General features: G+C 51.0%; 12 protein-coding genes. 4 read left to right on the top strand and 8 right to left on the bottom strand.

Features of this window, described 5'->3' with window-relative positions; translation table 11 throughout:
* Positions 1-46: 46 nt before the first annotated feature.
* From ACKFKF_RS16755 to pedR, 7 genes are all read right to left on the bottom strand, one after another.
* Positions 47-268 (bottom strand): hypothetical protein, encoded by a 222-nt coding sequence (locus ACKFKF_RS16755; RefSeq protein WP_446860215.1) that lies wholly within the window; start codon positions 266-268, stop codon positions 47-49.
* 14 nt (positions 269-282) lie between these two features.
* Positions 283-825, bottom strand: a complete 543-nt coding sequence (locus ACKFKF_RS16750) for a Uma2 family endonuclease (RefSeq protein ID WP_446868727.1) — start codon at positions 823-825, stop codon at positions 283-285.
* A gap of 51 nt (positions 826-876) precedes the next feature.
* Positions 877-2,889, bottom strand: coding sequence for a hypothetical protein (locus ACKFKF_RS16745; protein ID WP_446868726.1), 2,013 nt, complete (start codon positions 2,887-2,889; stop codon positions 877-879).
* A gap of 133 nt (positions 2,890-3,022) precedes the next feature.
* Positions 3,023-3,490, bottom strand: coding sequence for a photosystem I reaction center protein subunit XI (locus tag ACKFKF_RS16740; protein ID WP_446868725.1), 468 nt, complete (start codon positions 3,488-3,490; stop codon positions 3,023-3,025).
* A 113-nt stretch (positions 3,491-3,603) separates the two neighbouring features.
* Positions 3,604-4,890 (bottom strand): histidine--tRNA ligase, encoded by a 1,287-nt coding sequence (gene hisS / locus ACKFKF_RS16735; RefSeq protein WP_446868724.1) that lies wholly within the window; start codon positions 4,888-4,890, stop codon positions 3,604-3,606.
* 20 nt (positions 4,891-4,910) lie between these two features.
* Positions 4,911-5,201, bottom strand: a complete 291-nt coding sequence (locus ACKFKF_RS16730) for a hypothetical protein (protein WP_446868723.1) — start codon at positions 5,199-5,201, stop codon at positions 4,911-4,913.
* Positions 5,202-5,225: 24 nt separating this feature from the next.
* Entirely contained in the window at positions 5,226-5,507 is a 282-nt protein-coding gene (gene pedR / locus ACKFKF_RS16725; protein ID WP_446868722.1) for a photosynthetic electron transport-dependent transcriptional regulator PedR, read from the bottom strand.
* Between the two features lie 226 nt (positions 5,508-5,733).
* Between pedR and ACKFKF_RS16720 the strand changes: the two genes are divergently transcribed.
* From ACKFKF_RS16720 to ACKFKF_RS16710, 3 genes are all read left to right on the top strand, one after another.
* A complete protein-coding gene (locus ACKFKF_RS16720; protein WP_446868721.1) occupies positions 5,734-8,127 on the top strand; it encodes a PP2C family protein-serine/threonine phosphatase in 2,394 nt (797 codons plus the stop codon).
* A gap of 154 nt (positions 8,128-8,281) precedes the next feature.
* Entirely contained in the window at positions 8,282-9,964 is a 1,683-nt protein-coding gene (locus tag ACKFKF_RS16715; RefSeq protein WP_446868720.1) for a CHAT domain-containing protein, read from the top strand.
* A 199-nt stretch (positions 9,965-10,163) separates the two neighbouring features.
* Complete coding sequence (locus ACKFKF_RS16710; RefSeq protein ID WP_446868719.1) at positions 10,164-10,826, top strand: hypothetical protein; 663 nt, start codon at positions 10,164-10,166, stop codon at positions 10,824-10,826.
* Positions 10,827-10,944: 118 nt separating this feature from the next.
* Here the strand turns inward: ACKFKF_RS16710 and ACKFKF_RS16705 are convergent, their stop codons facing one another.
* A complete protein-coding gene (locus ACKFKF_RS16705; RefSeq protein WP_446868718.1) occupies positions 10,945-11,115 on the bottom strand; it encodes a hypothetical protein in 171 nt (56 codons plus the stop codon).
* 385 nt (positions 11,116-11,500) lie between these two features.
* Between ACKFKF_RS16705 and ACKFKF_RS16700 the strand changes: the two genes are divergently transcribed.
* Complete coding sequence (locus ACKFKF_RS16700) at positions 11,501-12,331, top strand: hypothetical protein (RefSeq protein WP_446868717.1); 831 nt, start codon at positions 11,501-11,503, stop codon at positions 12,329-12,331.
* The last annotated feature ends 38 nt before the right edge of the window (positions 12,332-12,369 follow it).

The following is a 12,369-nucleotide window of genomic DNA, read 5'->3' as shown; positions in this document are numbered from 1 at the left end:
CGCTAACCCAAAGCACAAGATGAAAAAAGTGAACGTGTGTCTAACTTCACCACTCCAGACGAAAGAGTAGAACGATCGCCGCCGCAATCATTGCCGTCCCAGTCACCCAACAGACATATCGATAGGCACCCGCGATCGTTCCCTGAGCCACCTGATCGGGATGTTGAAGTTTTTGGCTGGCGTAACGGGACTCAGCAACAATCGGAGACAAGATCACCACCGTTCCCAAACTGATAATTAGCGCTAGAAGTGCGATCCCTGGAGTCATGTTAGTCAAACTCTTTAGTCAAACTCTGGTGACCACAGATCCGTAACTTCCACTTCCCAGCCGGGGAGAAGGTCGGAAATTGTGAGGCGATCGCCATCTTTCAGCGTCACGGGTTCTTCTCCAGAGCGACGAATCTCAACCCAACGCTTTTCTGGATTAATCAAAATCCCCACTCGTGTCCCCAAGCTTAGAAAGTCATCAATTTTCTGTCGCAACTTTCCCACACTATCTGTCGGTGACTTAACCTCGACCATTAAATCAGGAGCAAGTTCAGCAAAACTGCGGGGACTGCGGCGCAACCGTTCTGCAAAAACAAAAGAAACGTCAGGAGCGCGAGTATCGGAATTTGGCAAAATAAAGCCCGCACTAGAACCTGTCACCCGACCTAAACGGCGATCGTCCACCCAGTTAAATAACTTTGCCGACATGCGGGTTGCCACCTCTTCTGATTCGTAGCCCGATGGACTCATAATGATAATCTCTCCATCGACTAACTCCATACGGTAGTCGGGGTAGTCAGTTTGCAGCTTCTCCAAATCCTTAATAGTCAGTGACATAAGGCCTCCAACAGATTTGATTAAATTTAGCGTAGCGTCTGTATCGTCCGGTCACACCTCAAAATCATCCAGGGAGAGATCGGGTAAATTGGGCGGCATGACAGAGCGATCGACCACAACTTTATGACTTTCTCGCTGGGTTGAGACTTCGACAGCGATCGCTTCGAGTTGGATTTCTAAACTACCAAAGGGCACCGTCAACTGAGTGCTGGCTTCGAGATCGCCTAAGCCATTGGGATTGAAATCGACCAGCCAGCGAGGGCCATCCAACAAAGCGCGAGTTTGGCGATCGTTAATCCAAAATTTCACATAAAACTTGGGCAACAGATTGGGCAATTTGGCTCTGACCAAAATCGGTTGTCCTGCAATCAATTCCTCAGTGGTGACTTCCAAAGTTGGCGTGGGCACAGGTTCGTCGTCGGCTAAAAGTAGCGGATTAGCAACAGGTTTAGCCTTTTGTCTGAGGGAAAAGGCCGATTCTCCGGGTTCGTCATCTACCACTACTTCGTGAGACAAATCAGGATCGACGGGCGGTTCTTCTGCCGATTCAGAAATTTCTGCTAATTCTGCGATCGACTCAGTTTCAGTCAAAGCGCTCTCCTCAGACACCACAAACGGATTAGCGGCCGCCTTCAACTCCTCTGACAGGTCGGCATCGCTGGCTAAAGAATTGAGCCGACTAAAAAACCGATCCTGCAAATTTAAAGCCTGGAAAGCCGACTGAATGGGCGAGCTTAAAGAAACATCTGCTAAGTCAGGCGCTGGAGGCAAGGCAGGCTGGTCAGGCAGGGAAGGCTCCTCTGAGTCGATCGCCAATTCAAGCTGGTTAAGATCTGCCTCAAATGGATTGTCAGAGATAGCTTCAGGACTAGCTTCTGGCTCAGTAATCGGAGGCGAAAAAGACGGGAGATCTAAACTTTTTTTGCCCTCTTGAGACGCAGGTGAATAAATCTGAGGGGGTAGCGGTTGAGCGGCGATCGGTCTAAAGTCAGACGGCAGCGCTTTGGACGGGTCAACCAGATCCAAAAAAGACAGGTTTAGCTGAGAAGTTTGGGGGGCGGGCTGACTGGGATTGGCAGACGCTTCTAGGGCTTGTTCTAGCGACTCCTCATCGGGGGCCATTCCCTCAGAAACCGACTCCAGCAGATCGCTCGCATCCGCCATCAGCGTAAAAGACTGAGTAACCAACACAGACGGCGCTTGAGACGGTTGACTCAGGTCATAGAGAGTAAGTTCGCCCAGCAGCAAGCGTGCTCTAAAGTCAACTGGCAATGCCAACTCAAACGCTAACGGCATGGGAAGCGGCTGGTTGAGAATGAGTTCGCAAGTCTCTAGCAACACATCTGAACTTTGGGGATCGCGCAGTGCGGCCTTTAACTCTGCGGAAGAGAGCATTAACCCAAAAGAAGTCTCTACAGACGCAATCTGACCCGTCAAAGTGAGTGTCTGTCCGCGATGCGCGACAAAGGTTTCTTGAGCCAGCGTGATTTGTAGCGGGGGCAAGGCTTGAGCCACCAACTGGGCAGATTCGGCCGTCTGTGACAGTTGTTCGGCAATTTGCAGCAGGCGATCGACGGATGAATTGCTGACGGGCGGTGGTTCAGGTGGAGATTCTTCAGGCGAGTCCGTTTCAGCCGTTTCAACAGCCGCCTCTTCAGATAGACTTTCCCAGTCAGGCTCCCAATCATCAGCATCCTCCTCGGCTGCTCTGGGCACCACATGAAGCTGAATCGAGGCTTGCCACCCGTTGCCCATCAGATCAGACATGAGATCGCCAGAACAGTTGAGTTCCCAGATTCCAGGCTTGAGCGAAGTAAAGGGGATCACGACCACCAGCCCATCTTGATTGGTGCGGTGCGATCGCTTTTGAGTTCGACGTTTGGGCGGAATTTCGTCGGTTGCCTGATGGGTAATTCTCACCTCGACATTAGAATTTTTACGATGCGATCGCGCCACAATCCGATATCGCCCTTCTAGAATTTCTACATCAGACGAATCAAGCGGCAACCAGGAGCGATCGCCCTCTTTTTGCAATAGAAATTCCCAATAATCCGTCTCAGGCATAAGTCAGGTTTTGCGGCTTGAAGGTTAACCTGTTTGTTTTGAGCATTTTACCTGAGTCTCTGGGCAAACCTTAAAAAGGGCCTGAATGTTATCAGCAATCAGGCCCTCATGTCGATAAACAGTTCGAGAGAATTTAGTTAAATCCGCCTCGGAAAATACCATCGACGATCGCGAAGTTGTTGAGCAAGAAATAAGCCACAAACGCGCTACTCATCGCACCGACAAAGAAACCTCCTGTAAACTGTCCCCAGCCTTCAGAAGTTTTGAGCGGATCATCAGAGAGCGTTTCGTCTTGAAAGGACACCAGACCATAAGCAGAGAGGCAAATGGTGGCGATCGCAATCAAAGCCGCCCCAGAAATCAAGCCCCCCAGAGCCGCCACATCCGAGTCCCGCAGCGGCCCAAGTTTGACCCAGGGGCCAATCAAGAAGTAGCCGTGAGCCAGACCAACTTCTAGACCGCGCAGCAAGGGAGAAACGCCCTTACGGTAAGCAGGCAGGTTGCCGATAAAGTTGCGAGTAAACGCAGAGTCGTTGATCGGAGTTGAGAGGTTTCCTACGAAGGGGTCGCCGTTGTAGGGTTTAATCAATTCGTCAGCCATAATGTTTAGATTTCCGAATGATTCTGAATAACGACAGCAGAATTTGAGACTCATTTTAAGCAAGCAGGGGGACGGATTCGTGAAAACCGCTACCTGGCTTTAGAAAAGTTCACTTATTTGTCATCTCTCAGGCGGGAGATTTGGCTTCTCAGCTTCTCTGTCATTTGGGAGAGGTCTGATTGAGCGATCGCCGTCTGTTCCCCTGTTTTCAGCCATTTCAACTGCACCGTTTTGCTTTCTGCTTCGGCATCTCCGAGAATCAAGCAGGCAGCGGCACCACTGCGATCGGCCCGTTTAAACTGTTTGCCAAAGGCACTGCCGCTCAGATCCAATTCGGTGATGAAGCTCGATCGTCGTAGGTTTTGCGCCACAACTAAGGCTTGAGATTCCGCCTGTTCTCCTTTAGAAACGATGTAGAAGTCAACCTTAGAAGACTGCGCCGTTTCAAGTCGCTGCAAGAGGATCACCAGACGCTCTAAACCCATTGCCCAACCGATTCCTGGCGTGTTAGGGCCGCCCAACTCTGCGACCAGTCCGTCGTAGCGTCCCCCCGCGCAAACCGTCGCCTGCGATCCCAGGTCATCGGACTGGATCTCAAAAACCGTGTGGGTGTAGTAGTCCAAGCCCCGCACCAAGCGATCGTTGACCCGACAAGAAATTCCCAAATCCTTGAGAAGCTGCTGAAGGCGATCGAATCGTTGCTGAGACTCCGCACCCAAATAATTCAAAATACTGGGGGCATTGTCGAGAATGCTCTGAGTTCCAGCATCCTTACTGTCAAGAATTCTTAACGGGTTGCGCGTCAAACGATCTTGAGAATCCGTGTCCAGTTCAGTCTTAAAGGGAATCAGATAATTGATCAGCGCCTCTCGATATTGTTGGCGATCGTCTCCATCCCCAATCGAATTCAACTCAATCCGCAGATCCTTCAATCCCAAACTTTGCAGAATGTCGGTTGCCAGCGCGATCGCTTCCGCATCCGCTCGAAAGTCAGCGCTCCCCAACACCTCCACCCCCAATTGGTGAAACTGTCGCTGTCTTCCTGCTTGTGGCCGCTCATATCGAAACATCGGCCCCAGATACCAGAGACGCTGCACGCCACCTTGAGCCTGTAGACCATGTTCGATAAACGATCGCACCACACCAGCCGTTCCTTCTGGCCGGAGCGTTAAGGGTCGATCGCCCCGATCCTTAAAGCTGTACATTTCCTTGCCGACGACATCCGTCGCTTCCCCGATGCCGCGCTCAAATAAGGCCGTCTGCTCAAAAATCGGGGTTCTAATTTCTTGATAAACTGCCCGACTCAGCAGGTCACGAGCGATCGCCTCAATGCGCTGCCACTGACCCACCTCATTGGGCAAAATATCCCGCGTCCCGCGAATTGCTTGAATTGAACTCATTGAACCTAAACACTTAAACGTTAGTCTGCCTGAACTTCTTTTTCCCAGGCACCATAGCGATCGCCATAGTAAGCCAAAATCCGATCCACCTGCGATAGACCCTTAACACTGGCTTCTGAAACCTCAACCCACAGACTCTCGACCTGACTTTGCTGATAGTCAAACTGAGACGACGATTGAGCGGTCAGCCCCGCCTTGACACCCTCCACCTGCGACAAGTGCGCCGCAACCTCCCGATACACCGCCAAAGGCAGCCCCGCACACCTCACCAAATACCGCAAACCCCTACACTCCCCATCCAAACGCTTCATCCCTCATCCCTCATCCCTCATCCCTCATCCCTTCCCATTCGGGTTATACGGCGGCAGGGCACAGCAATTGACCTCATCAATACAAACCTTGCCCCACTGCAACGCCCAACGGACAAGCGCAACCCGATTCTCAGTCTCCGTTTTGGTCAAAATATTACTGATATGGTTGTCAACCGTTCGCTTACTGATTTCTAGCTTTGCGGCAATGTCCTGATTGGTCAGGCCAATGGCTACTAGCTCAATGACCTGCAACTCCCGCTCCGACAGAGGAGCCTGGGCTTGCACTTGAGATTCGCCCTCAGCCATATCGTTTTCCTACGCTGTGTATATCTACTTATTGTGACTCAATTTTAGAGGGATTCTGGTCAACCGTAAAAGCCTTGGGACTAACATGAAGAAGAATCGCAGCCTTTTTAGGTGAAATGTGAGTCGATTGAACATAGACTATTGAATTCAGACGATCGCCAACTTCGATCGCCCATTCCCTTCAATCTTCTCGTGTCCTGGCTGGCAGCACACCCCCTAACCCTCAATGGATAACGATCGTCCCATTCTCCAATGCCCCAATTATTTTTGTCAGGCTCTCAACCCAGAAAGCCACAAGTTTTGTCACAAGTGTCGAACGCTGTTGCTCAAACGATATTTGTGGGCGGTGGGTCACTTGGAGAGCGATCGGTCTGGAGATTTGCTAGGAGATCGTTATCTGTTTAAGTCTGACCAAATTCTGCTCGACACCAAACCCGGTGCCCCACCCGAAACGCCCCCCGAACTGCCCCCTCGCTGGGAAAGCTATCTGAGACTTTTTCCCTATCGTCTGCATGTGCCGCAGGTCTACGGCTGGATTCGAGACAAGGAGCGACCCCCTGCGGGTAACTCGAAGAGCGCGACCTCACCCATCTATTTGTTAGAAACTGCTCCTATCTATCCCGCAGGAGCCACCGTTGAGGATTCTGACTTAGCAGGGCAACTCATGCCAACCCTAGAAAGCCTCTGGTCAAGAAGTACGCCGCTTCGTCAACTGGACTGGCTCTGGCAGATCGCTTCTCTCTGGCAGCCCTTCAGCTCAGAAAAAGTAGCTTCCACCTTGCTAGATCCAACTTTATTAAGGGTTGACGGAGCCTGTCTAAAACTATTAGAGCTGAAATTTGACAAGCAGCCTCCCGATTTGTCTGCCCTGGGTCAACTTTGGTCAACCTGGAATCAGCAGCCTGATGCGAGTGATCGATTGCCGATCGCGTATTTCACCCCAAGCAGACAAGTGCTCCAGTCTGAGTTTCTCACGCCGCTCTGTGACCAACTGATCCAGGGGCAAATTACCCACGCTGATCAATTATTGGATCTGCTGGATCAGGGCATTGCAAAATATGGACAGGTCGAGCGACAGATTCAGATTGCCACCGCGACCGATCAGGGGCCGAGTCGCCAAAGTAACGAAGATGCCTGCTATCCACCGGGTGGGTCGGTCTTGACGGTAAACCTGTCTGAAAATCAAGCAAACCCACTGGTAATCGTCTGTGATGGAATCGGGGGACATGAAGGTGGAGAAGTTGCGTCTGGGTTAGCGATCGCCACCCTTCAAACTCAAGCCGAAAGCCTCTTTGCCAGCAATCTTGACGCAGCCACGCTAGTCGATGGGCTAGAACGAGCCACCTTTGCTGCCAATGACGCAATCAGCCAGCGCAACGACACCGAACAGCGACACGAACGCCAGCGCATGGGAACGACCGTCGTCATGGCTCTAGCGCACAAACACGAACTCTATATCACCCACGTTGGAGACAGTCGCGCCTATCGTATCACTCGCACAGGCTGCTATCAGGTCACTTTGGATGACGATGTTGCTTCTAGAGAAGTGCGTTTGGGGTACGCCCTTTACCGAGATGCCCTACAGCAGCCCGCGTCTGGATCGCTCGTTCAGGCATTGGGAATGGGTAGTTCTGATTTTTTGCATCCCACCGTCCAGCGATTTGTTTTGGATGAGGATTGCGTATTTTTACTTTGTTCAGATGGATTGAGTGATCACGATCGCATTGAGGAAGTTTGGGACAGCGAAATTGCTCCTATTTTGGATGGCAACGCTGACCTTGGAATTGTTAGCCAGCGCTTGGTCGAAATCGCTAACACCCGCAACGGACACGACAACGTGACGATCGGATTAGTCTACTGCCGAGTCAATAGAAGCGAATCCACCCCGACTCCATCTTCGATCAACTGGCAGCAGTCTGCGAGAGAGAGCAGTGGAGCGACCGCCTTGCCTCAGGCTGCTGACGATTCCCCTGATGAAACCCCGGTTAGAACTCAAATTATTCAGCCACCGCGATCGCCCTTTAGCTGGCTCCCACCGTTCTTGACGCTAACGGCTCTGTTGGGTGTGGGTGGACTGCTGCTTTATCTACTGGTGCCAGAACTGCGGGCCCGCATTAACCCGATCGCCGTAGAACCGTCTCCACCCCTCACAACGCCCTCTCCGGAGCCAATTCCTAGTGCAGTCCCCACGGACAGCCCGTCTCCTACCGTTGGGGCATCGATAGATTCGGCAAATCCTTTGTTGGCGGTTGGCTCGTTTGTCAGGCTCGACCAAAAACAAAAGGATCTGACGGTCAAAAGCGTTGATCTCGGCTCAGTCAATCTGTTGAACTTGCCTGGGCCGGCGGATGCTACTTCTGTCACTTCTATGGTGGGGCGAGTCCCCGTTGGCAGTATTTTGCAAGTGGTGGGCAAACAAACAATGACCGACCAGCGATCGTGGCTGCGCTTAAAGGTTTGTTCGGTAGCAGGCAGCGCGGCAACTTCCTCAAGCACTCCCCTTCCCAGGCTGGTCAAACCCGGAGAAGCAGGCTGGCTAGAAGAAGCGACGATCGCGCCTTACGTCGCCCAAAACTTCAGCATCAAACCAGACCAGCTTGGACAGTGCGCTTCGCCTTGATGGACTGCTAACGTCCCGATCTCCCAAAAGATTTAAGCCCAAAAGATTTAAGCCCAAACGTCAGCCAAGTCGATAAACTAAGAAACAGGTGTGATTGCCCACCTCCCTCTGCATCTCCTGGTCTTTGTGAGGATTCCTTGTTCTGCGTCTGTGAATGTCATTGTCTGAACTTCCCTGTTTAAGCCTAGCGATCGAACGCCTCCGCGCCACCGAAGCCAATCACTTTGCGATTCATGTGATTCAGGCTCCTTATCGAGGTGGATATGTTTTGCATGACAGCATTTGGTCTGATGCCCTTGATCAAGTCTGGAACGCTTGGCAAGAGCTATTTTCAGCCCGAAGTCTGCCCAAAGTTCCCCACGTTTCTGAAGCTAATACCCCCCTGCTGGCGCTAGCGGATGTCGCTCAGTCACCGGGGCAGCCTTCTCGCAGCGTCCGTTTGATGCAAACTTTGGGGATTAGCCTCTGGCAGTGGCTCTTTGACGGGCCGATTCAGGGCAGCATCAATCAAAGCCAGGGGATCGCAATGGGGCAAAACAAGGCGCTGCGGCTGCGGTTAGACATTCGAGATCCCGATCTGATCGCGCTGCCCTGGGAAGTGATGCAAAGTCAGGCGGGCAAACAGGCCGTTTCGCTCAGTCAACAACTGCTGTTTAGTCGTACGACCAGCGATGTCGATGCCCTACCCGCGTTGAGAACTGACCAGAGTTTGAGCATTCTTCTGGTTTTGGGACAGGACGCTGCGCCAGATGTTCAGCCGATTTCTGGCGGGTTAGATGGTCGTCGTCGATCCGAACTTAAGAAACTCAAATTAGAGCAGGAAGCGCTGGCCCTAGCGAGAATTTTGCAGTGTCCTGACCATCAGGAAGACGCGAACGACTCGATTTTGCACAGTGCCAGTCGCTATATGGCTTCTTGTCAGGTCGATACCCTGTTGCAGCCTACCCCGGCTGAGTTAATCGATCGCCTCGAAACCGGACAATATAACGTTCTGTTTTATGCGGGGCATGGGGTGCCTGCGCCCGATGGAGGACTGCTGTTTCTCCGACCAGACATGACGCTCAATGGGACAGAGTTGGCTCAAGTGCTAACTCGCTGTCGAGTCAAACTAGCCGTCTTTAATGCTTGCTGGGGCGCACAACCCGATCAGCAAGGCTATCAGGCCATTCCTCGGAGCAGTTTGGCGGAAGTGCTGCTGCATCATGGGGTTCCGGCGGTGCTGGCGATGCGGGATTCCATCACTGATCAGGAAGCGCTGAGTTTTATTCAGGCGTTTGCTCAGGCCTTGGGAGAAAGAATGCCGATCGACCAGGCGGTGGCCGTTGCTAGACAGCATCTTTTGACGTTGTTTAAATTCAATCAGCAAGCCTGGACGCTGCCCGTTCTCTATATGCATCCAGAGTTTGACGGCGAGTTGCTCAAGCCGTGGGATGAAGGATTGACGCAAATTCCCCGCAGTCCGAGTCAGTTTGGGCGCAAAGTTCCGACGGCTTCGCTGCGATCGATTGAGAGTTCTAAAATCTGGACGGTTCGTGGTGGACTGATGCGGGTGGGCATGAGTGACGATAATGATCTGGTGCTGCGAGGCGAACCGGGCGTTTCTCGAAAACATGCTGAAATCTTTTATCGCAACTCTTCTCCTGATCCCAATCAGCCCACTTATTTTTTGCGTGACTTTTCCCGCTATGGCACCTGGCTCTATGGCGGAAGCGGTTGGCAAAAAGTTCATCATCAAGAAGTATTGTTAGAGTCGGGCGTTCAGCTAAAATTCGGAGGGTCGCAAAACTCGGTTTTAGAGTTCTCGATCGCTCACCCAGAACTCTCTGACACGCGATAAACACGATACAGAATGAGCATTTCTCGATTTGGTGTAACCGAGTATTTGCCGTTCCGCCTTGTGTAATATCGGTTCAGGAAGTGCTATTTATGCATGATTCGTAGAATTGGTGAGTTTCGTTACGGAACCTGTAACAGCGAGGCTGTAGGTATCAACAGCAAACGTTCAAGTCATTCAGTGGATGCGGGAATTTTCAATCATGGCAAACGAAGTAAGTCGGTCTCATCTCGGTGCAAATCTTCAAGCTCAAGTCGAACAAGATCTGGCAAACGCACTCCTTCAAACAGACGATGTGATTTTGCGCTGGCAGCCCACCGAGTTGATCGAGACGGCTGAGGTAGAGGTGCTTGAAAATCCTCAAGGGAGAATCTCTTATCCCTGGAATCCTGCTAATCCTGCTGCGGATAGTTTCTTTACCGAGTTAGAGCAAGGCTTTTCGCTCGATGATTGGCAAGAGAGTGAGATTACGGCTCGATCGACCACCTTTTTTGCTCACCTCGATCACCTCTGGTCAGCTAACTCTCTTCAAACGAGACTGACTCAAAAGTTTGCGGCGATGCCCCAGGCGTTTCTCAATGCGATCGCTCGTCAGGCTCAACAGGTTGCAGAAGCTTCTAATTCGCTGGCAGACCAATTAGTGCTGTGTGTGCAAGAAATCTTGCCAGCCTGGGCAGACGAAGATTTGCAGGTGTTGGCTCGTCCTTTGGCTTATGCGATGCGTGATGAATCGGATGCGATCAACTCCACGCTCAAGAGTATTCGTCCGGTTGAGTGGAGTGAGTTGTCTGAGACAGAGCAGGCCAAAATGAGTTTGGCAGTGGCGCGCTATGCGATCGACCAACTCAATGCTGACGCTCAATAGTGTCAAAAAGATTTACGCTGAAAGTCTATCGACAATAAACGGTGAATGATAGTCCGGTTGGTTTGGTCACTCACCGTTTATTAATTGAATGGAATGTTCAGTTGTGGTTTCGTTAGATTTACTTGGGGCACTGCCGCCCGATTGAGACTTGCAACACCAGCAAATTCATCCTGACACAATGGTTTTGTTGCAGGCCCCATTCTATATAAAGTGTGATGGCTCCAAATACCATTAGCGCGATCGTCAGTGCAGTCTTGAGATGCTCGACTTTCACTTTGGCTGTGATCACAGGATTTTCGGGAAAAACTACAGATCATCTATTAAAGCGCAAGCCAGCGATTCTGTAATCTATAGCTGCACAAATCTTATCTTGTGAAGTAACGGTTAAGTCGCCGCTAAAGCAGAGATGCCACTGATCTATTTAATATTTATTTAATAAACTAATTGAGTCAGCGTTAGACAGCCTTTGAGGGAGATATCTTTTTAGCCGATGACGTACGATCGTGCTCAATTGAATTTAGAGACGGGCGACTTGTTCTCTGATAGGTACACACTCTAATAGGTACACATATGTATACCTAAGTATGTATAACGTTGAAGTTGTCTAGTTTGCGTGGGTTAGTTCAAGTTTGACGAGTGACAGTATCATTTGAATCATGTCTTTGCATAGGCTTATGAACTGGTTGCCGTTTCTTGATCTTTCTAACCTGCTGGCCCAAACGCCGACTCCTTCTGATAGTCCAGCTTCGGTTGAGTTGTTGCGGCAGCAAATCGAGTTTCTCACCAGGGAGAACGCGCGGCAAACGGCAGAATTTACTGAAAAGCTGAAGCTAATCACGGATGAAAATAAGACGCTCAGCGAGAGTTTCAAGAATTTTATTAGCACAATGCAGTTTGCGCTGGTGGGTTTTGCCGCCTTGAGTGCAGGGATTACAGGGGCGATCGCTTATATCTTTAAGACCAATCTAGATGATGCCAAGCAGGTTGCAAAGGATGGGATCAATCAGCGTGTGGATGCTTATATGAGTGATTTGCTTGACTCAAAGCTAGAGGTGGTGCGGCGAACGTTGCAAAAAGAGGAAGTGATCAGTTCGACGTTGGTGGATTACTGTTTGTTGAGCAAAACGGCTGTCCCCACTGAGCTTGAACTGCTGAATGGAAGAGGGTTTCAATCAGTGCGCCTGCGGCAGGAAGAAACACAGCTTCGGCGATCGTCGGCCCAAGTCGTCGTTCTGGATTTGGAGAATTGGGTGAATGGGCAGGGGTTACGGTTTCCGACGTTGCCAGAGGGAGCGCGCGAACAGACCGCAAAACAGCAGGTTGATGTATTGTTGGATATTTTGCCGATCGAGGTGGTGCTAGTCGTCTATGTGCGATCGACGGTGAAGTATCTCTTTTCGGTGCCCAAGGATCGATATGTTTCGCCTGCCAACAATCCCATTACGCTAGTCGGAATGGTGACAGACGCAGCCTATGTAGCGGCGGGAATGAAGGGGCTGAGTTAAGAAAACTTGTAGCTATGTCGATCGTTCCCGATCAAAGT

The organism is Phormidesmis sp. 146-12, from assembly GCF_052939495.1.
The sequence above is the reverse complement of the archived record's forward strand: the minus strand, read 5'-3'. Positions and strand labels throughout refer to the sequence as shown.

Coding starts and splice junctions, on each gene's coding strand:
- ACKFKF_RS16755 (WP_446860215.1), bottom strand. CDS start 268: ATGACTCCAGGGATCGCACTTCTAGCGCTAATTATCAGTTTGGGAACG.
- ACKFKF_RS16750 (WP_446868727.1), bottom strand. CDS start 825: ATGTCACTGACTATTAAGGATTTGGAGAAGCTGCAAACTGACTACCCC.
- ACKFKF_RS16745 (WP_446868726.1), bottom strand. CDS start 2,889: ATGCCTGAGACGGATTATTGGGAATTTCTATTGCAAAAAGAGGGCGAT.
- ACKFKF_RS16740 (WP_446868725.1), bottom strand. CDS start 3,490: ATGGCTGACGAATTGATTAAACCCTACAACGGCGACCCCTTCGTAGGA.
- hisS (WP_446868724.1), bottom strand. CDS start 4,890: ATGAGTTCAATTCAAGCAATTCGCGGGACGCGGGATATTTTGCCCAAT.
- ACKFKF_RS16730 (WP_446868723.1), bottom strand. CDS start 5,201: ATGAAGCGTTTGGATGGGGAGTGTAGGGGTTTGCGGTATTTGGTGAGG.
- pedR (WP_446868722.1), bottom strand. CDS start 5,507: ATGGCTGAGGGCGAATCTCAAGTGCAAGCCCAGGCTCCTCTGTCGGAG.
- ACKFKF_RS16720 (WP_446868721.1), top strand. CDS start 5,734: ATGGATAACGATCGTCCCATTCTCCAATGCCCCAATTATTTTTGTCAG.
- ACKFKF_RS16715 (WP_446868720.1), top strand. CDS start 8,282: ATGTCATTGTCTGAACTTCCCTGTTTAAGCCTAGCGATCGAACGCCTC.
- ACKFKF_RS16710 (WP_446868719.1), top strand. CDS start 10,164: ATGGCAAACGAAGTAAGTCGGTCTCATCTCGGTGCAAATCTTCAAGCT.
- ACKFKF_RS16700 (WP_446868717.1), top strand. CDS start 11,501: ATGAACTGGTTGCCGTTTCTTGATCTTTCTAACCTGCTGGCCCAAACG.